The organism is Aeromonas sp. sia0103 (assembly GCF_963895295.1).
In the GTDB taxonomy this organism is placed as follows: domain Bacteria; phylum Pseudomonadota; class Gammaproteobacteria; order Enterobacterales; family Aeromonadaceae; genus Aeromonas; species Aeromonas encheleia.
The window spans coordinates 1,175,291-1,192,523 of the sequence record NZ_CAWQKG010000011.1 but is presented as its reverse complement, the minus strand read 5'-3'; the positions used below and the strand labels follow the sequence as shown (position 1 = coordinate 1,192,523).

Genomic DNA, 17,233 nt, shown 5'->3' with positions numbered 1-17,233 from the left:
AATAATTGCTACAGTGGCGAACCTGGATGTATCTGGAGTGATTTCATGGAACAGCGTACCCCGGATCAGCTGGTCGAATGGGCCTATGATCAGTTTCTCGAGCAGGCCGCAGACATGCTGGCCCCCGAACAAATCGTCGACATCACCCTCGAGTTCGAGCAGCGTGGCGCCGTCGAGGCGACCCTGCCCAATGCCGACTGGTCGGCCGAACTCGGCGTGCCGGTCGACATGGAGCGCTGGGCCGAGGTGTGGGTCGGCTTGCTGGATCATCAGGAGGAGTTTGAGGTGATCTACGCCACCTTCCTGTTACCCCGCAGTCAGACCGAGCACGAGGTGTATGTTCGCTGGCACCGTCAGCAGCAGGCATAAGAAAGGCGCCATATAGGCGCCTTTCTCGTTTCTGATGTTAGACATCCCCGTTCATGGCCGCGCGGCGATCGCCTTGGCCAGACAGCGGCGGCACCAGCAGGCGCTCGCCTCGCTCATGGGCAAGGCGGGCAACTGGCTGCACCAGCACGCCGAGATGCTCTCGCCGGCTGACACGGCGCAGAAGGCCGGTTCACCGCAGCCCGGACAGCGATGGGTGCTGCGGGTGCCATCCAGCTCGGCCATGCGCGCCAGCTGGGCGTCGCCGTCCATGGCTGACCAGTGGCCGATCTCGGTCAGGGTGCGGCCGCAACCGAGGCAGAGCCCGTCCTTGGCCTGGCAGTGGCCGATGCAGGGACTCGGCACTTATTCGCCGTCCTGTGCCTTGTCGGCAGCGGTGAGGCTGATGCTGTTGTCTTCGATGACAATCTTGCCCTGCTTGTAGAGGCCGCCGATGGCCTTCTTGAAGGTGCCCTTGCTCATGTTGAACATCTTGTAGATGAGCTCGGGTTCGCTCTTGTCCCCCACTGCCAGGCTGCCACCCTGCTTCTGCAGACGGGTGAGGATACGGCCACCGGCATCATCCATCCGATCCAGCCCCGGCTTTTGCAGGGTCAGGTCCAGCTTGCCATCCTCACGCACCTGTTTGACCCAGGCCGTCAGCGGCCGGCCCGTCATCAGCCGGCCGAACACCTCATTCTTGAACAGCATGCCGGAATACTGGCCGTTGACGATCGCCTTGATGCCGAGGGGGGTATGCTCGCCCGGCAGGGCGGTCACCTCGTCACCGGCTTTGAAGGGAGGCAGATCGGTGCTGAGGAAGCGCTCGAGGCGGCTGGTGCCCACCATGCGCCCCTCGTTGTCCAGCATCAGGTGCACCAGATAGACGTGACCCACCTGCATCGGCTTGTTCTGCTCGCGGCTTGGCACGAACAGATCCTTCTTCATGCCCCAGTCGAGGAAGGCGCCGATCTTGTTGGCGTTGACCACCTTGAGGCCGACGATATCGCCCACCATGGCAAACGGCTTGTCGGTGGTGATCACCGGCTCGCAATCGGCGTCCAGATAGAGGAACACGGACACCTCGCCCTCCTCGGCAACGCCCTCCGGCAATTGGCGCTTGGGCAGCAGCAGTTCGCCATATTCGCCCGCGGCGAGCCAGGCGCCACGATCTTCGAGTTCAACGACGGTGAGGGTGTTCATCTTGCCAATCTGTAACATGGTGATCTCTTCTTTCAATATCCGGATGGGCCCGCATTTCGTGCCCGTAAATAGATGCGCATTGCCCCTGTCATCCCGTGGACGATGACAGCCAGCTTCATTTCTCATGCAGGCGCGCATGTTACCTCAGAGCCGTGACAGGACCTAGCCCCTTGCCCTATCCCGCGCACGTTTTTCGCGTCAAACCGGCCCCAGGTTGGCGATATTATCGGCATTCGGCTGCCGATTTGCTGCATTTGACCCCATTTTTGGGTAGACTGCGCCGCCGTTAAATCCAGAGGAAGCGTCGATGAATCCAGCCACTCGAACCCGTCATCTCAATCAATGGATCCAGCACCACAGCGGACAGGACATGAGCTACCCGGCCCTGCACGGCTTTCTCTGTGCCCGTCTGGTGGGGCCGCAGGCCCCCGACTGGCAGGCACCGCTGACCGGTCTGTTGTCCCATGAGGTCGAGCTGGATGAAGAGAGTGCGGCGACGCTGGAACACCTCATCGACGAGCTGGAGGCCCAGGCCGATGCCGCCCAGCTCGCGCTGCCGAGCCAATGCCGCCTCTCCAATGAGACGCCGGAGCAGGTGTTCGCGCAGAGCCACCCCCTCGGCCAGTGGAGTTACGGCTTCAGCCAGGGCGTGACCCGCTGGCCCGCCCCTCAGGATCTGAACGATCCCGTCATCCAGCAGCGTTTCAGCCTTGCCGCCGAGCTCTGCCTGTTTCGTGACAGGCCCATGGCCCGGATGCTGCATCAGGCCGCGGCCAGCGAGCTGCCTTTCATGGCGTTTTGCAAGCGCCAGCGCCAGCAGATGAAGACGGCCCTCAACCGGTTGCTGCAGTTGGATGAAGATGAGGCGACACCACCCGCCCAGGAAGCGCTCGACAGCGAGCAGAGCCGCCAATGGCAGCAGTGGTTCGAGTTGGCCAATGCCTGCCGCGACCCCCAGGATCGCCTCGGCTGGTTTGACAAGGTGATTGACGATGCCGCCCCGCTGCTCGATGAGGCCTTCTGGCAGCAGCATGAGGGCCATGGCTGGGGCGCAGCAGAGGCGCGTCCCCTGCTGGCGGCCAGGGCCGGTCGGGCCGACTGCCTGCTGCGGCTGGGGCAGCTGGCGCAAGCAAGGGAGCAATACCTGGCCCTGCTGAGCCTCTGCCAGGCCGATGAGCCGGGCTGTCGTCATCCCCTCTCCAGCCTCTATGCCCGGCTGGGAGATTGGGCCGCCCTGCGCGCCCTGCTGCTGCGCTTCGATGAAGCTTCCAGCTGGCTGCTCTACAACCGGGCGCTGATGGTGTTTGTCTGCGAGGGAAGCGAGGCGGCCCGTCCCCATCTGGTCGCCGCCCTCGCGGCCAACCCCCATGTGCCGGCCTGTCTGCTGGGTCAGCGCAAGCTGCCAAGGCAGGAGCCCGGCCACTGGCAGGCGGGCAGTCGCGATGAGGCGGCGCTCTATACGCTGCAGAGTCGCGAGGCCTGGCTCGACCACAATGCCTTGATCTGGTTACGTAAACACGCCGTCACCAAGGCAAACTAAGCCTCGAACAGACCCGGGTGAAACAGAACACGTGCGCGACCGCACATTTCTCTGGTACTTGTTCAGACAAATGTCCTTGTGTTACGTATCATCAAGGTCAAAGTATCAAGAGAAACTGCACCCGATGCAGCCGTCACAGCAGGATGTCATATGTCAAAGATCATAGAGCTGCTCGCACACTACCCCCCTTATCAGCTGGTGCATGCCGCTGAGATGGTGCGCGACACCTTTGAACAGTTTTACCAACAACGTTACCAGCTGACGGTGCCCCAATGGCGCCTGATGATGGTGCTCGGTCCCAACTACCCCATCAGCCAGAAGGAGCTGGTGGAGGCGAGCGGGATGGACAAGGTGCGGATCTCCCGCGAGATCCACCGCCTGGTGGAGAAAGGGATACTGTTCACCGAGAGCAGCCCCCAGGACAAGCGGATCAGTCTGGTCTCCTTCACCCCGGCGGGGCTCACGCTGTTCCAGCAGCTCAAGACCGAAGCGGGCAGCTGGCAACACACCCTCACCGACTATCTGCCGAGCGAGGCGCGCCAGACCATTCGACTGCATCTGCAGAGTGTCAGCGATGCCATCGAACAACTGCACCTGCTGGACAATGAGCAACAGCCATGAATCTGAACAACTTCACCACCATGGACGTCAACATGCTGCTGAGCCTGGTCAACATGCAGCTGCGTGATCGTTACGATGATCTTGACGATCTCTGCAAGGCGCAGGATCTCGATCAGGCGGCGCTGATCGCCCGCCTCGCCAGCGCCGATTTTCACTATCGGCCGGATCAGAAGCAGTTCAGATAGGGATCCGGATCACAAGCTGTCGCAGGGGGCTGGCTCTGGCGGCAAAAGCTGCTAAGGTGAGAGCAACCCCGCATCGACCAAAACCTGAGGTACGGATACATCAGGTTGTCATACAGGGGGACTAGCCTTACCTGAGACCTCATAGCCAAGGACGACACTATGATCCTGACCCGACAGACCAGCCTGATCATCCTCAGCGCCATCTTCATGATCAGCCTCTTCTCCCCTCATCTGCCCGAGAGTGCCGAGCAGTGGCTCAGCTGCCTGTTGCTGGGCTCACTGGTGGCGGTGTGCCTGATGGTCGGCAGTGGCTGTCGCCGCTTCATCTGGGATTGAGCCCTCTACATTCTTCTTCTTCGCCTTCCAGAAACAACAACGCAGCCATCAGGCTGCGTTGTTGTTTAGCGGCATCCGGTGTGTGACACACCGAAGAGTCCTATCAGATCGCCAGGGTTTCCAGCTGCTCTTTCGCCTGCTCCAGGCCCTTGGCCTGAGCGTCCGGGCCCATGCCCATGCCTTCGGCGTAGATGAAGTCCACCTCGTTGATGCCGATGAAGCCGAGCACGGTGCGCATGTAAGGGGTCACCAGATCGGTGGCGCTGCCGACGTGCATGCCGCCACGGGGGCTGATCACCAGGGCGCGGGTGTTCTCCACCAGGCCGACCGGGCCGGTCTCGGTGTAGCGGAAGGTCACGCCGGCACGGGCCACCAGATCAATCCAGTTCTTCAGCTGGGTCGGGATGTTGAAGTTGTACATGGGGGCGGCAATCACCACCAGATCGCTCGCCTTCAACTCGGCGACCAGCTCATCGGACTGTGCCAGCACGGCCAGCTGACGCTCGCTCAGGTTCTCACCACCACGCAGACCCAGGGCCAGCTCGCCATCCAGCACCGGCAGATTGAGGGTGGCCAGGTCACGCACGGTGACGCTGTCATCCTGATGATCGGCAAGGAAGCCGTCGATCAGGGCGTTGGACTGAGAGTATTGACCCAGGATGCTGGACTTGAGTACGAGGATATTGGCCATGGTAACGCTCCATTTGGTTGTCAGTTGGACAGTACGACTGTCGATGGAGGTCACTATAAACATTGAGCTACAAGCCTGATAGCGAAAATAGATGCTCAAGTTATTCAAAATTTTTGACGATTGTTCATTTCATCGCCAAGGGGGCGATGACCTCGCGCCCCACCCTTGGCAGAACAAACGATTGCCGTTATGATTTGCCGCACTTTTTTCAGCGACCCGGATCCCATGGAACCCTCCCGCAGGCACTCCCCCTTTGCCGGCGCAATCTGGATGATGGTGGCAGGTCTCTGCTTCGCCGCCGTCAACAGCCTGAGCCAGTATGTCAGCTTCAAGCTCGGCCTCCCCTCGACCCAGGTCGCCTTTCATCAGTACCTGGTTGCCCTGATCTGTCTGCTGCCCTGGCTGATCCGCCATGGCCTGCGCCAATCCCTGATGACCAACCAGCTGCGGTTGCACCTGCTGCGCGTCCTGCTCGCCGTCATCGGCATCCAGTTCTGGCTCTGGGCGCTGGCGGTGCCCGTGCCCATCTGGCAGGGCATAGCGCTCCTGATGACCTCCCCGCTGTTTGCCACCCTGGGCTCTGCCCTGCTGCTCAAGGAGCAGGTGAGCCGGGCGCGCATCCTGGCCACCCTGGCGGGCTTTGTCGGCGCCATGCTGATCCTGGCTCCCTGGACCGACGACTTCAGCTGGGCCTCCTTGCTGCCGGTGGCGGCCGCGCTGTTCTGGGCCGGTTACTCCCTGCTGGTGCGCTACCAGGCGGCGAGCGAGTCGTCCCACACCATAGTGGTCTACCTGCTCATCTTCAGCACCCCGTTCAACGCCATGCTGGCCCTGCCGGAATGGCAGTGGCCGAGCGAAACCCAGTGGCTGCTGGTGGCGGCCTCCGGTGTGCTATCGGCGCTGGCCCAGATGTCCATCGCCCGCGCCTACAGCGTGGCCGAGGCCTCCTTCGTGCAGCCGTTCGACTTTGCCAAATTGCCGATGAACGTGCTGGCAGGCTGGCTGGTGTTTGGCTGGGCGCCCCCCGGCCGATTGTGGCTGGGCGCCGCCATCATCATTGGCGCCATCACGCTGCTGACCCATCTGGAGCAGCGCGCCCACAGATCCGTTTCCTGAGGTACGCCATGCGTGCCTCTTTTTTTGTCTAACTCTTGGCCATCAACCACATCGACTTCAGGAGAGATCACATGTTTGGAACCGCTACCCGCCCCGGCGCCACCCGCGCCCTGCTGCTTGGCTCGGGGGAACTTGGCAAGGAAGTGGCCATCGAGCTGCAACGGTTCGGGATCGAGGTGATCGCCGCCGACCGCTACCCCCACGCCCCCGCCATGCAGGTGGCCCACGCCTCCCATGTGCTGGACATGCTCGATGGCGACGCCCTGCGCGCCCTGGTGGCCGAGGTCAAACCCGATCTCATCATCCCCGAGATTGAAGCCATCGCCACCGATACCCTGGCGCAGCTTGAGCAGGAAGGAGTCAGGATCGTGCCCAATGCCCGAGCCACCCAGCTCACCATGAACCGGGAGGGGATCCGCCGCCTCGCTGCCGAGGAGCTGGGTCTGCCCACCTCCTCCTATCGATTCGCCCAGAGCCAGGAGGAGTTTGTCGCCGCGGTCCACGCCATCGGCCTGCCTTGCGTGGTGAAACCCGTGATGAGCTCGTCCGGCAAGGGCCAGAGCCTGCTGCGCGACCTCGCCAAGCTCGACGAGAGCTGGACCTATGCCCAGGAGGGTGGCCGTGCCGGCCGTGGCAAGGTGATCGTCGAGGGCTTCGTGCCCTTTGACTACGAGATCACCCTGCTCACGATCCGCGCCGTGGATGGCATCCACTTCTGCGATCCCATCGGCCACCGCCAGGAGGATGGCGACTACCGCGAGTCCTGGCAGCCCCAGCAGATGAGCGAGCTGGCGCTGGCCCGATCCAAAGAGGTCGCGGCCAAGGTGGTCGAGGCGCTCGGCGGCTACGGCCTGTTCGGGGTCGAGCTGTTCGTGCAGGGGGAAAACGTCTGGTTCAGCGAGGTCTCCCCTCGCCCCCATGACACCGGCATGGTGACCCTGATCTCCCAGGATCTCTCCGAGTTTGCCCTGCACGTGCGCGCCATCCTGGGCTTGCCCATCGGCACCATCACACCGTTCGGGCCGAGCGCCTCCGCCGTGGTGCTGCGGGAGGGCCACAGCCAGGACCTTCGCTATCAGGGGATTGGCGAGGCGCTGTCTCTGGTGCCGGGTGCCCAGCTGCGACTGTTCGGCAAGCCCGAGATAGCCGGTCGCCGTAGGCTCGGGGTGGCACTGGCCCGTGGTCAGCACTGTGACGAGGCGGTCGAGCGGGCCAAGGCCGTCGCCGCCAGGGTCGAGGTGATCTTCTAGGGAAAGCCACGTCGGCATGATCGGGCGCAAGGGGCATCGAAATGCCCCTTTTGCATTTCTGCGCCCGGCTTATAATCCAGAGTTCAATTTAGTCAGGAGTAGATGATGTTAGCTGCCGTGATCTTCGATATGGATGGTGTTCTGATCGATTCTGAACCCTTTTGGCAACGGGCCCAGATGGCCGTGTTCTCCGAACTGGGCCACCCCCACACGGAAGAGGATTGCCACTCCACCATAGGGGTACGCATCGATCAGCTGGTGGCGCACTGGTATCGGCTGCGCCCCTGGAACGGCCCCAGCCAGGAGGAGGTGGTGCAGCGCATCCTGGATCGGGTCATCGCACTCATCCTGCAGGAGGGCGAGGCCAAGGAGGGGGTGCTGGCGGCACTGACCCTGATCGAGGCGCAGGGACTCAAGATAGGACTGGCCACCTCCTCCCCCTTCAACATGGTGGAGGCGGTGCTCGGCAAGCTCGGCATCAAGGATCGCTTCCTCGCGGTCCACTCCGCCGAGGTGGAGCGCTTCGGCAAGCCTCATCCCGATGTCTATATCCATGCGGCCGAGAAGCTCGGGGTCCTGCCGGTACATTGCCTCGCCATCGAGGACAGCTTCACCGGTCTGCTGGCGGCCAAGGCGGCCTCCATGCAGGCGCTGATCGTGCCGGACCCGGCGCTGGTGGGAGATCCCCGTCTCGCCATCGCCGATCACCAGCTGCGATCGCTGGCCGAGCTGAATGCCGCCACCTTGGCCAACTGGATAGCGTGAATGGCTTGAGGTGCTGATCGTTTCCATGAGCCCGGCTCTGGTGGGGGATCCCCGTCTCGCCATCGCCGATCATCAGCTGCGATCGCTGGCCGAGCTGGATGCCGCCATGCTGGCCAACTGGATGGCATGAGTGGCCTGAGGTGCTGATCGTATCCATGAGCCCGGCGCTGGTGGGGGATCCCCGTCTCGCCATCGCCGATCACCAGCTGCGCACCCTGGCCGAACTGGATGCCGCCACCTTGGCCAACTGGATAGCGTGAATGGCTTGAGGTGCTGATCGTTTCCATGAGCCCGGCGCTGGTGGGAGATCCCCGTCTCGCCATCGCCGATCACCAGCTGCGATCGCTGGCCGAGCTGGATGCCGCCACCTTGGCCAACTGGATAGCGTGAATGGCTTGAGGTGCTGATCGTTTCCATGAGCCCGGCGCTGGTGGGGGATCCCCGTCCCGCCATCGCCGATCACCAGCTGCGCACCCTGGCCGAGCTGGATGCCGCCATGCTGGCCAACTGGGCCTAGTGACGCCGACCTCCTCGCGGCCAGGCCTCCTACAGGGGCTGCCGTAAACGTGCGCCTGCTCGCGGTTGCGCCGCCTCTCGCCGACTAGAATCAGGAGAGAGGCGGCCAGTTCGGCCCGAGGAGGTCACCATGATCGAGTACACCAGCAAGCGCATCGTCTGCCCCCACTGCGGCCATCACACCCGGGTCGAGCTGGATGCCAGCCAGGGGGATCAGGAGTTCTACGAGGATTGCATGGCCTGTTGCAACCCCATCCACCTGCGTCTGCACCTGGATGAGGCGCGCGATTGCCTGCAGCTGTTTGTGGATGCGGACGACGAGCAGATGTTCTGATTGCGGTTTCGATGGCCTGGCCTAAATCAGGCGGCCAGTGTCAACGCGATCATGATGATGGCGCTCGCCCCATGGCAGACAGCCTGCGGGGGGCTTATCACAGCCTGGTCGCAGCGGGCTCACCCTGTCCTGTGGCTGGTACTTCACAGACAATGAGTGACGGCAGCGGCGCCATAGCGTCTAGAGCATGCCCACCTCCCCTCACATGTCCCTGCTCAACCAATTCCCCCATAGAAAAAAGCCCCTCGGAGAACCTCAAATCATCCTGAAGTTCGCCAAGGGGCCTTGTCGCTTATGTGATGGTTGTCGGCTCATGGATGTGCCAGACACATGAAGTGTAGGCCCGGTTTCCTCCATCGGCCAGAGTCTGACGCTCAGGGTCCGTCAGGCCAAGCAGGCCAGGGGTTTAACAGCCACACTGGGGATGGCGTTCATCCTCGCCACATGGTTCTTCTGTTCATTCCTTTAAGCCCGTCAGCTCGATGGGCTTCTTTTTTTTGCAGTGCCATTTGAGTTGCGTGGAACAGATCCATCACGGCATGCCGTTCTGCCGTGACTGGAGCGTCGTCTCATCTTCCGTTCACGGGATCGAAAAGGGCCCGCATGATGTGGGCCCTTTTTGAGGTTGAGGCGTGCACTCCGGCGGATCAGGCCGGCTGGCGCGCCGCCAGCACCCGCTCCACCGTATCGACGATGGCCTGGGTCTGGGGATCGATCTCGATGTTGGTGCGCCAACCCGCCTTGACCCAGCCCAGGTTGGTGCGGGCCAGGGTCTCGGGGATCAGGTTGACGCAGAACTCAGCTCCCCGCACCTCGCCCACCGTCAGGCTGATGCCGTCGATGCCGATGTAGCCCTTGGTCAACACGTATTTCATCAACTCGGGGGCGAGGCGATACCAGACCTGGCGGTTGTTGGGGGTGTCGATGACGGCGCTCACCTCCGCCGTGCCCATGATGTGGCCGGACATGGCGTGACCGCCGATCTCGTCGCCAAAACGGGCGGCCCGCTCCAGGTTCACCTTGTCCCCCGGCTGCAAGCTGCCAAGGTTGGTGACCGCCAGGGTCTCCTGCATCAGATCGAAGCTGACCAGCGCCCCCTCGATGCGGGTGACCGTCAGGCAACAACCGTTGTGGGCCACCGAGGCGCCGAGCGCCAGCCCCTCTCCCCAGGCCGGGTTCGGCATGCGGATCACGTGGGTGCGAAAGTTGGGCAGCGCCTCTATGGCCACCAGTTCGGCGGTCCCCTGTACTATGCCGGTGAACATGTCTCGTCTCCTGCTATGACAAAAATCGCTGGCAGGTTAACCCCGTCCACCGGCTCAGACAAGCGCGCCGGCTGACAAGCACCGGTCCGATCGCTATAGTGGCGAACTATGCACTCTGTCGATTGAGGATGAAATAATGCAGGTATATCAATGTTGTGAGGCCATTCGCATCGCCTATAACCAGATTGGATCCGGTGAGCAGGGCTATGTGCCGCAGGCCATCGCCGCCAGCATCCGGGCACTCGACGCCGTGGCCAGCGACGAGCGGGTCCCCGCCGAGCTGCGCCAGCAGGCCGCCTACGCCGCCGCCAACCTGCTGATCAGCGATCACGAGGACGCCTGATCCCCCCACGCAGGGCCCGCCAACCGTTTCACGTTGGCTGATTTTCAGGCTAGAATGACACCCCCGCATTTTGTCTCCTCCCGGTGAGGAGACAAAAGCTCTTCTCATTTACCCGTTCTTTTCTCTTTTATCTGATCCACTCGGAGGTGTCAGTGCAACGTTATTGGACCGAGGCGAAGCAGCTCGTTCGCCTAGCCAGCCCCATTCTGGTGGCCCAGGTGGCCCAGATCGCCATGAGCTTCGTCGATACCGTGATGGCGGGACAGGTCAGTGCCGTGGATCTCGCGGCGGTGTCGGTCGCCTCCAGCTTCTGGCTGCCGATCATCCTGCTGACGCAAGGCATCATCATGGCGCTCACCCCCATCGTCTCCCAGCTCAACGGGGCCCGCAAACGGGACGAGGTACGCCCGGCCGTGCACCAGGGCTTCTGGCTGGCGCTGATGGTGATCCCCTTTGCCATGCTGGCGCTCTACTTCAGCCCGCTGGCGCTGCATATAATGGACGTGGATCCGGTCATGGCCGCCAAGACCACGGGCTTCCTGCACGCCATCCTGTGGGGCCTGCCCGCCTTCGTGCTGTTCCAGGTGCTGCGCAACTTCAGCGAGGGGCTCTCCCACACCATGCCCACCATGGTGATAGGCTTCGTCGGGCTGGCGGTCAACATCCCCGCCAACTACATCTTCATCCACGGCCACTTCGGCATGCCCAAGCTCGGCGGGGTCGGCTGTGGGGTGGCCACCGCCATCGTGCTCTGGGCCATGCTGCTGGCGATGATCCTCTACGTGAAGCTCTCCCCTCACTTCAAGACCATCAACCTGTTCGCCCAGCTCGCGCGCCCCAACGGCAGCCGGATCTGGCGCCTGTTCCGGCTCGGCTTCCCCATCGCCATGGCGATCTTCTGCGAGGTGACCCTGTTCACCGTGGTGGCCCTGATGCTGGCACCGTTCGGGGCGGAGACGGTGGCGAGCCACCAGATCGCCCTGAACTTCTCCAGCCTGGTGTTTATGCTGCCGCTCTCGATTGGCGTCGGCGTCACCATCCGGGTCGGCCACAGCATAGGGGAAGGACAACCGGCCCACGCCCGGGTCGCCGCCCGTACCGGCCTGATGCTGGGCATGGCGGTCGCCGCCGGCACCGCCGCCCTGACGGTGCTGCTGCGCGAGCATATCGCGGGTATCTACACCGATGACATCCAGGTGATCACGCTGGCCGCCACCCTGCTGTTCTTCGCCGCCATCTATCAGGTGTCCGACTCGGTGCAGGTGGTCGCGGCCGCGGCCCTGCGTGGCTACAAGGACACCAAGGCGATCTTCTACGTCACCATAGTCGCCTACTGGGGACTGGGGCTGCCGACCGGCATGATGCTGGGGCTGACCGACTGGGTGGTGCCACGCATGGGGCCGCAGGGCTTCTGGATAGGCTTCATCGTCGGCCTGACCGGCGCGGCCCTGATGCTGGGCACCCGGCTGCGACTCATCTATGGTCGCTTCGCGAGCCCCGAGGCCTGCACCACCCTTTCCCGGGCCCAGTGACGGACGTCCGGACCCGCTCCCGTGAGCTGCTCGCCTGCAAAATCAACAGGCTGCGCAAGAACTGGGCAAACAGTCTCCTTTGTGCATGTCCCTTGTTGACAGCCTAGGGGGGCATGGGTAGTATGCCGACCACGCCAGCAATGCTGGCGTGGTGAAGCGGGCCTGCGGCTCGATTCATACAGTGGGTTTATAGCTCAGTTGGTTAGAGCACTACCTTGACATGGTAGGGGTCGTTGGTTCGAATCCAATTAAACCCACCACTTTTTCTGTGATGCGTCCTTAGCTCAGCTGGTTAGAGCACCACCTTGACATGGTGGGGGTCGGTGGTTCGAATCCACTAGGACGCACCATCACAGCACATTGAATATGCGTCCTTAGCTCAGCTGGTTAGAGCATCACCTTGACATGGTGGGGGTCGGTGGTTCGAATCCACTAGGACGCACCATATTCCCGTGAGTTGACTCTCCTTTCGGTTCAATCTCATGTGAGTAGACAGGTTTGCCAGATGTGGGTTTATAGCTCAGTTGGTTAGAGCACTACCTTGACATGGTAGGGGTCGTTGGTTCGAATCCAATTAAACCCACCACTCCTCGCAAACGAAAAAGCCGCATCGCGCACCCTGCGTCCTTAGCTCAGCTGGTTAGAGCATCACCTTGACATGGTGGGGGTCGGTGGTTCGAATCCACTAGGACGCACCAAATTAGCAAAGCCCGCTCATCGAGCGGGCTTTTTGCATTCCAGACTCGGCCCCCTTCCCGTTGAGAAGCGACCGATTGCCGCCCTCTCCCGCTCCATATCGCGGATGGCAACCATTGCCGTCCGTGCTCGCTCCTTGCCGCCGCCAATGACCGCGCTAGAAGAGATCCAGCTGCTGGCCGCAGATCCGGTCGAACGACTCGCCGATGAAGGGCAGGATGGCGTCGGCGATGGGCCGCAGCTGCTTGTCGATGTAGTGCTCGTAGTCGATGGCGCTGCGTCTGTACTCCAGCGGTTCGGGTCCATTGAGGGTCATCAGATAGGCGATGGTGCCCCTGTGCTGGTAACGCTGGGGCCGGCCGCGGCGCAGGTTCTCCTCATCCGCCAGCCGCGCGGCCCGCACGTGGGGCGGCACGTTCTTCTGATACTCCTCGAGCTTCTGGCGCAGCCGCTTGCGATAGACCAGCAGCTCGTCGTGCTGACCGGCCCGGGTCTCGTCCACCATGGTGCGCACATAGCCGCTGGGATCGGCATCGTGAAACACCAGATCGAAGAGCCGGGTCTGGAACTGCTTGGCCAGCGCGGTCCAGTCGGTGCGCACCGATTCCAGCCCCTTGAACACCAGATGCTCCCCCTCGCCCTCCCCCTGTTTGCCAACAAGTCCGGCGTATCGCTTCTTGCTACCCTTCTCCAGCCCGCGGATGGTGGGCATCAGGAAACGGCGGTAGTGGGTCTCGTATTCGATCTCGAGATAGCAGGGCAAGTCGAACTCGCGCTTGATCAGACTTATCCAGTTCTCGTTGATCATGCTGGCCAGCCTGCGGCCGATCTCGTCCGCCTCTTGCGGGCTGACCGCCCGGTTGAGGTGGACGAAGGTCGAGTCGGTGTCGCCATAGATCACCTGATAACCCTGCGCCTCGATCCACTCCCGGGTCTGCTGCATGATGCCGTGGCCGCGCAGGGTGATGGAGGAGGCAAGGCGGGGATCGTAGAAGCGGCAGCCCCCCGAGCCCAGAACCCCGTAGAAGGAGTTCATGATGATCTTGATGGCCTGGGAGAGCGCCTTGTTGCTGGCCGCCTTGGCCCTGTCCCGCGCCGCCCACAGGGTGGCGATGAGATCCGGCAAAAAGTGGCGGGTGCGGGAGAAGAGCGCGCCGCGAAAGCCGGGGATGGCGGTATTGGGCTGCTGCAACCCCTCCACCAACCCCATGGGATCGATGCAGAAGGTGCGGATGATACTGGGATAGAGGCTCTTGAAGTCGAGCACCAGCACATGGTGATAGAGGCCGGGTTTGGAGTCCATCACATAGCCGCCCGGGCTCGCCAGGCCGCCATCGGCAGGCAGATTGGGCGCCACGTAGCCACCGCGGTGGAGCCTCGGCAGGTAGAGGTTGGTGAAGGCCGCCACCGAACCGCCGATCCTGTCCAGCTCCAGCCCGGTGAGGGAGGCACGCTCGATGGCGAAGGCAATGAGGTGGCAGTGATCGAAGATCTCCCACACCAGCTTGCAGTCTTCCAGGTTGTAGCGGGCCAGCGCCTCCTTGTCGGAGTGGAACAGCTCGGTGATCTTCTCCCCCCGGTTCGCCACGTCCTCGATGTCCTTGCCGCGGCCGAGCAGCTCGCTCGCCACCGCATCCAGGCTGAAGCTGGGGAACTGCCAGGTGGCGCTCTTCAGGGTATCTATGCCATCCAGCACCATGCGGCCCGGGATGATGACGTTGCCGGTCTGGGGATCGTTGCGAGACGAGCGCCAGAAGCAGAGCTCGCGCCCCCGTCCCAGCCGCAGTCGCCGCCCGTTGAGCTCGGCCCGGCGCAGCAGCAGGCGAAAGTCGAAGTTCACCACGTTCCAGCCGATCACCAGATCCGGATCGTGCTGACTGAACCAGCGCTCCAACGCCCCGAGCAGGGCATTTTCGTCCGCCACCCACTCGATGCAAGTCTCCCACTCATCCGAGCCGGCTTCGGGCTCCCCGATCAGGATGACCCTGGCGTCCTGCTCGCTGTAGAGCCCCACCGAGAACAGGGCCCCGTCCATGGCGCACTCCACGTCGAGCGACACCCAGGAGAGCGCCGGTGTCACCGCCTGGGGCGCACAGCGCGCCTCGCTCACCTCCCAGTAGCCCTGCTTGCCCCCCTTGCGCGTCGTCTTGCCGCCGAAGCGCACCCCGGCGGTGATGAAACGCTCCATCAGGAAGCGCTCCGGCAGCCGGATATCCGCCTCGAAGTGCTCGAGCCCCCGGATCAGCAGCAGCTCGATGGCGCGGTGGAAGGCACTCAGGGTGGAAAAATAGCACCCCACCACCTTGCTGCCGTCGAAGGTGTGCATGGGCAGCCGGCGAAACCGGCCCCGCACGCCGGATCCCTTGAACAGCAGGGCCGCCTCCTCCATGTGGCGCTCCGGCAGGAAGAACACCGGCTCCTGCCCCGGCACCACCAGTCGCACCGGCCCCTGCTCGCTCCACAGCCACATCACGATTTCGGTGCGGCCGCGCACATCCCGCCCATGGCGGGTCAGGATGAAACCATCGAGTGGCAGCTTGGGGGCGGCGGCGGGCTGGATCGCGGTCATGCAGCATGGGTCAGAGTCAGACGATGAGACTATTGTACGTGCATACAGTAATGGCTCGCAATCCTGGCTGCTCGGCGAGACGGTTTGCCGTATAATCGGCCCATGGTCTCGCCCCCTCCCAGGAGTTCCCATGCGTACCGCCCTGCTGCTTTCCCTGCTGGCCCTGAGCCTCGCCGGCTGCTCGACGACCTCTTCAACGGTCGGCACTGCCGGCGTCGGTGTTTCCTATGGCAGCTACTATGGCTCCTATCCTTGGTGGTATGACGATTACTACCATTACTGGGATGACCACTACCCCTGGTGCTGTGATAACGAGGGGGATTTCGACGAATTGATCAAGAAATGGTGGAGCGGGCTCGATGAAGAGCGCCAGCAGGAGATCAAGGACAAGTACCAGGATTGGCAGGACAACAACGGCCAGCCGGATCTGACCGCGCTGCGGGGGGAGCTGGCGACGCGCTGGAATGCCATGACACCGGAGCAACGACAGGCCCTGCGTGACAACCGCCAGAACAGACCGAGCCTGAGCAACCCCGACAAAGGCCCCCGCTCGCCATTGGACTACAAGGGCGGCACTCTCCCCAGGGGGGAGAACGGCATGCTGGCACCAACGCAGCGGCCCAAGGTCGACAACGGCTTGCTGACACCCAGGACACAGCCCAAGGTCGACGGCGGCCTGCTGCCCTCCACCCCGCCCAGGGTCAATAATGGTGCACTGATGCCCTCCACCCTGCCCAAGACAAATAACGGCATCTTGACCCCCGGGACCCCGTCCAGGGTGGATGCCAGACCGCACCTTCCCCGCTCCATGGTCACCCCGGTGCGCATACCCACCGTCAGACCGGCGATAAGGCCGAGTTTCACCCCCATGCGCAGCTTCGGAGGCGGAGGCCGCCGCCGCTAGCCCTGACCCATCCCTCTCGGCGAGCGTGAGGGATACACTATCCTGATGCAGCAGGATCACCGCCCAGCAAGGAGCATGACATGGAACAACAGTGGCAACGCATTCCCTCCCGCCTCACCGACGTGGGCGGCATCCCGGTGGCCCGCGCCATCCCGGTCAAGGAGCGGCGCACCATAGGCCCCTGGTGTTTTCTCGACCACATAGGGCCGACCCGTTTCGCCCCTGGGGATGCGGGTCTGGACGTGGGACCCCACCCTCACATCGGTCTGCAGACCTTCACCTGGATGCTGGCTGGGGAGATCTTGCACCGCGACAGCCTGGGGCACGAGCAACTGATCCGCCCGGGGCAGGTCAATCTGATGACCGCCGGCAACGGCATAGTGCACACCGAGGAGTCGGTGGCGGGCCACCCCGATCTGCATGCCGCCCAACTCTGGATCGCCCTGCCCGAGGCGGACAAGGATACCCGCCCCCGCTTCGATCACTACCCCGAGCTGCCCAGCTGGCAGGAGGGCGAGACCCGCTTCACCCTGCTGATCGGTGACTATCAGGCCCATAGCGCGCCAACCCTCTGCTTCTCCCCCATCCTGGGGCTGGACCTGCACAGTCGCCAGGCGCAGCGCCTGCGGCTGGCGCTCGATCCCGCGTTCGAGCACGGCCTGTTCGCCCTGCAGGGTCAGGTCAGCATCGCCGGGGAGCCCCTCGCCCCCGAGCAGCTCATCTACTTGCCGCCGGGTGAGCAGAGCCTGGAGGTCGAGCTGGCAGCCGGCGCCCGGTTGCTGCTGATCGGCGGCGAGCCCCTGACCCAGCCGCTGCAGATCTGGTGGAACTTCGTGAGCTTTGACAGGGAGGAGATCCGCAGCGCCGCCGAGGATTGGGCGCACGGTCACCCGCGCTTTGGCAAAGTCGCCGGCTACCCGGGGCCACCCCTGGTCGCCCCGCCGCTGGTCGGGCTCTGATCCGCCGATCCCGTCATCCGCTGATCAAGGACCGCAAAACAA

Annotated in this window: 18 protein-coding genes, 5 tRNA genes and 2 pseudogenes; 20 read left to right on the top strand and 5 right to left on the bottom strand. The window is 63.2% G+C overall.

The window, feature by feature from the left end; all coding sequences use genetic code 11:
- Nucleotides 1–45: 45 nt before the first annotated feature.
- Nucleotides 46–369 carry an HI1450 family dsDNA-mimic protein gene (locus AACW18_RS08095; RefSeq protein WP_042654857.1) on the top strand — a complete coding sequence of 108 codons (324 nt, stop codon included), beginning with the start codon at nt 46–48 and terminating at the stop codon, nt 367–369.
- A 51-nt stretch (nt 370–420) separates the two neighbouring features.
- Here AACW18_RS08095 and AACW18_RS08090 read toward each other — a convergent pair whose 3' ends face one another.
- On the bottom strand, nt 421–732 hold the full coding sequence (locus AACW18_RS08090) for a DUF1289 domain-containing protein (RefSeq protein ID WP_218329199.1): 312 nt from the start codon (nt 730–732) through the stop codon (nt 421–423).
- On the bottom strand, nt 733–1,605 hold the full coding sequence (locus AACW18_RS08085; protein WP_218329198.1) for a CvfB family protein: 873 nt from the start codon (nt 1,603–1,605) through the stop codon (nt 733–735). It lies immediately after the preceding gene.
- 271 nt (nt 1,606–1,876) lie between these two features.
- On the opposite strand from AACW18_RS08085, the gene AACW18_RS08080 reads away from it, so the two are divergent.
- The 4 genes from AACW18_RS08080 to AACW18_RS08065 all read left to right on the top strand — a co-directional run bounded on the left by AACW18_RS08080 (nt 1,877) and on the right by AACW18_RS08065 (nt 4,251).
- Entirely contained in the window at nt 1,877–3,109 is a 1,233-nt protein-coding gene (locus tag AACW18_RS08080; protein WP_218388305.1) for a UPF0149 family protein, read from the top strand.
- 150 nt (nt 3,110–3,259) lie between these two features.
- The gene (locus AACW18_RS08075; RefSeq protein WP_042653740.1) at nt 3,260–3,730 is read left to right on the top strand and encodes a MarR family winged helix-turn-helix transcriptional regulator; all 471 of its coding nucleotides are present in this window, start codon (nt 3,260–3,262) and stop codon (nt 3,728–3,730) included.
- Nucleotides 3,727–3,915, top strand: coding sequence for a DUF4250 domain-containing protein (locus tag AACW18_RS08070; protein WP_042653739.1), 189 nt, complete (start codon nt 3,727–3,729; stop codon nt 3,913–3,915). The genes AACW18_RS08075 and AACW18_RS08070 overlap by 4 nt, the downstream gene beginning before the upstream one ends.
- Before the next feature lie 159 nt (nt 3,916–4,074).
- The gene (locus tag AACW18_RS08065; RefSeq protein ID WP_126623314.1) at nt 4,075–4,251 is read left to right on the top strand and encodes a hypothetical protein; all 177 of its coding nucleotides are present in this window, start codon (nt 4,075–4,077) and stop codon (nt 4,249–4,251) included.
- A 103-nt stretch (nt 4,252–4,354) separates the two neighbouring features.
- On the opposite strand, the gene AACW18_RS08060 is transcribed toward AACW18_RS08065, so the two are convergent.
- Entirely contained in the window at nt 4,355–4,942 is a 588-nt protein-coding gene (locus AACW18_RS08060; RefSeq protein WP_042653738.1) for an FMN-dependent NADH-azoreductase, read from the bottom strand.
- Between the two features lie 225 nt (nt 4,943–5,167).
- Here AACW18_RS08060 and AACW18_RS08055 point away from each other — a divergent pair, with 225 nt between their 5' ends.
- The 6 genes and pseudogenes from AACW18_RS08055 (at nt 5,168) to AACW18_RS08020 (ending at nt 8,923) form a co-directional block, all read left to right on the top strand.
- Complete coding sequence (locus AACW18_RS08055) at nt 5,168–6,058, top strand: DMT family transporter (protein ID WP_218329196.1); 891 nt, start codon at nt 5,168–5,170, stop codon at nt 6,056–6,058.
- A 71-nt stretch (nt 6,059–6,129) separates the two neighbouring features.
- A complete protein-coding gene (purT, locus tag AACW18_RS08050) occupies nt 6,130–7,308 on the top strand; it encodes a formate-dependent phosphoribosylglycinamide formyltransferase (protein WP_218388304.1) in 1,179 nt (392 codons plus the stop codon).
- 105 nt (nt 7,309–7,413) lie between these two features.
- The gene (gene hxpB / locus AACW18_RS08045; protein ID WP_218388303.1) at nt 7,414–8,073 is read left to right on the top strand and encodes a hexitol phosphatase HxpB; all 660 of its coding nucleotides are present in this window, start codon (nt 7,414–7,416) and stop codon (nt 8,071–8,073) included.
- 158 nt (nt 8,074–8,231) lie between these two features.
- Nucleotides 8,232–8,333 (top strand): annotated as a pseudogene (locus AACW18_RS08035) (hexitol phosphatase HxpB); the annotation flags it as partial.
- A gap of 134 nt (nt 8,334–8,467) precedes the next feature.
- A pseudogene (locus AACW18_RS08025) lies at nt 8,468–8,590 on the top strand (hexitol phosphatase HxpB); the annotation flags it as partial.
- A 129-nt stretch (nt 8,591–8,719) separates the two neighbouring features.
- Entirely contained in the window at nt 8,720–8,923 is a 204-nt protein-coding gene (locus AACW18_RS08020) for a CPXCG motif-containing cysteine-rich protein (protein ID WP_017412080.1), read from the top strand.
- A gap of 647 nt (nt 8,924–9,570) precedes the next feature.
- Here AACW18_RS08020 and AACW18_RS08015 read toward each other — a convergent pair.
- Nucleotides 9,571–10,188 carry a riboflavin synthase subunit alpha gene (locus AACW18_RS08015; RefSeq protein WP_218329193.1) on the bottom strand — a complete coding sequence of 206 codons (618 nt, stop codon included), beginning with the start codon at nt 10,186–10,188 and terminating at the stop codon, nt 9,571–9,573.
- Nucleotides 10,189–10,324: 136 nt separating this feature from the next.
- Between AACW18_RS08015 and AACW18_RS08010 the strand changes: the two genes are divergently transcribed.
- From AACW18_RS08010 to AACW18_RS07980, 7 genes are all read left to right on the top strand, one after another.
- Entirely contained in the window at nt 10,325–10,531 is a 207-nt protein-coding gene (locus tag AACW18_RS08010) for a YaeP family protein (protein WP_042653731.1), read from the top strand.
- A gap of 152 nt (nt 10,532–10,683) precedes the next feature.
- Nucleotides 10,684–12,063, top strand: a complete 1,380-nt coding sequence (locus tag AACW18_RS08005; protein WP_218292148.1) for an MATE family efflux transporter — start codon at nt 10,684–10,686, stop codon at nt 12,061–12,063.
- A gap of 183 nt (nt 12,064–12,246) precedes the next feature.
- Nucleotides 12,247–12,323: transfer RNA gene (locus tag AACW18_RS08000), tRNA-Val, on the top strand.
- A gap of 13 nt (nt 12,324–12,336) precedes the next feature.
- A tRNA-Val gene (locus AACW18_RS07995) sits at nt 12,337–12,413 on the top strand.
- A gap of 18 nt (nt 12,414–12,431) precedes the next feature.
- A tRNA-Val gene (locus AACW18_RS07990) sits at nt 12,432–12,508 on the top strand.
- Nucleotides 12,509–12,572: 64 nt separating this feature from the next.
- Nucleotides 12,573–12,649 (top strand) — tRNA-Val (locus tag AACW18_RS07985).
- 35 nt (nt 12,650–12,684) lie between these two features.
- A tRNA-Val gene (locus AACW18_RS07980) sits at nt 12,685–12,761 on the top strand.
- Between the two features lie 155 nt (nt 12,762–12,916).
- Here the strand turns inward: AACW18_RS07980 and AACW18_RS07975 are convergent.
- The gene (locus AACW18_RS07975; RefSeq protein WP_218388302.1) at nt 12,917–15,328 is read right to left on the bottom strand and encodes a DNA polymerase II; all 2,412 of its coding nucleotides are present in this window, start codon (nt 15,326–15,328) and stop codon (nt 12,917–12,919) included.
- Between the two features lie 130 nt (nt 15,329–15,458).
- Between AACW18_RS07975 and AACW18_RS07970 the strand changes: the two genes are divergently transcribed.
- Complete coding sequence (locus AACW18_RS07970) at nt 15,459–16,232, top strand: DUF3106 domain-containing protein (protein WP_218388301.1); 774 nt, start codon at nt 15,459–15,461, stop codon at nt 16,230–16,232.
- Between the two features lie 80 nt (nt 16,233–16,312).
- Nucleotides 16,313–17,191, top strand: a complete 879-nt coding sequence (locus tag AACW18_RS07965; protein ID WP_218388300.1) for a pirin family protein — start codon at nt 16,313–16,315, stop codon at nt 17,189–17,191.
- The last annotated feature ends 42 nt before the right edge of the window (nt 17,192–17,233 follow it).

Bases quoted from the DNA above. Each gene is read 5' to 3' on its own strand.
- AACW18_RS08010 (WP_042653731.1), top strand. From the start codon at position 10,325: ATGCAGGTATATCAATGTTGTGAGGCCATTCGCATCGCCTATAACCAG.
- AACW18_RS08080 (WP_218388305.1), top strand. From the start codon at position 1,877: ATGAATCCAGCCACTCGAACCCGTCATCTCAATCAATGGATCCAGCAC.
- AACW18_RS07965 (WP_218388300.1), top strand. From the start codon at position 16,313: ATGGAACAACAGTGGCAACGCATTCCCTCCCGCCTCACCGACGTGGGC.
- hxpB (WP_218388303.1), top strand. From the start codon at position 7,414: ATGTTAGCTGCCGTGATCTTCGATATGGATGGTGTTCTGATCGATTCT.
- AACW18_RS08065 (WP_126623314.1), top strand. From the start codon at position 4,075: ATGATCCTGACCCGACAGACCAGCCTGATCATCCTCAGCGCCATCTTC.
- AACW18_RS08015 (WP_218329193.1), bottom strand. From the start codon at position 10,188: ATGTTCACCGGCATAGTACAGGGGACCGCCGAACTGGTGGCCATAGAG.
- AACW18_RS07970 (WP_218388301.1), top strand. From the start codon at position 15,459: ATGCGTACCGCCCTGCTGCTTTCCCTGCTGGCCCTGAGCCTCGCCGGC.
- AACW18_RS08020 (WP_017412080.1), top strand. From the start codon at position 8,720: ATGATCGAGTACACCAGCAAGCGCATCGTCTGCCCCCACTGCGGCCAT.
- AACW18_RS08055 (WP_218329196.1), top strand. From the start codon at position 5,168: ATGGAACCCTCCCGCAGGCACTCCCCCTTTGCCGGCGCAATCTGGATG.
- AACW18_RS08060 (WP_042653738.1), bottom strand. From the start codon at position 4,942: ATGGCCAATATCCTCGTACTCAAGTCCAGCATCCTGGGTCAATACTCT.
- AACW18_RS08075 (WP_042653740.1), top strand. From the start codon at position 3,260: ATGTCAAAGATCATAGAGCTGCTCGCACACTACCCCCCTTATCAGCTG.
- AACW18_RS07975 (WP_218388302.1), bottom strand. From the start codon at position 15,328: ATGACCGCGATCCAGCCCGCCGCCGCCCCCAAGCTGCCACTCGATGGT.
- AACW18_RS08095 (WP_042654857.1), top strand. From the start codon at position 46: ATGGAACAGCGTACCCCGGATCAGCTGGTCGAATGGGCCTATGATCAG.
- AACW18_RS08070 (WP_042653739.1), top strand. From the start codon at position 3,727: ATGAATCTGAACAACTTCACCACCATGGACGTCAACATGCTGCTGAGC.
- purT (WP_218388304.1), top strand. From the start codon at position 6,130: ATGTTTGGAACCGCTACCCGCCCCGGCGCCACCCGCGCCCTGCTGCTT.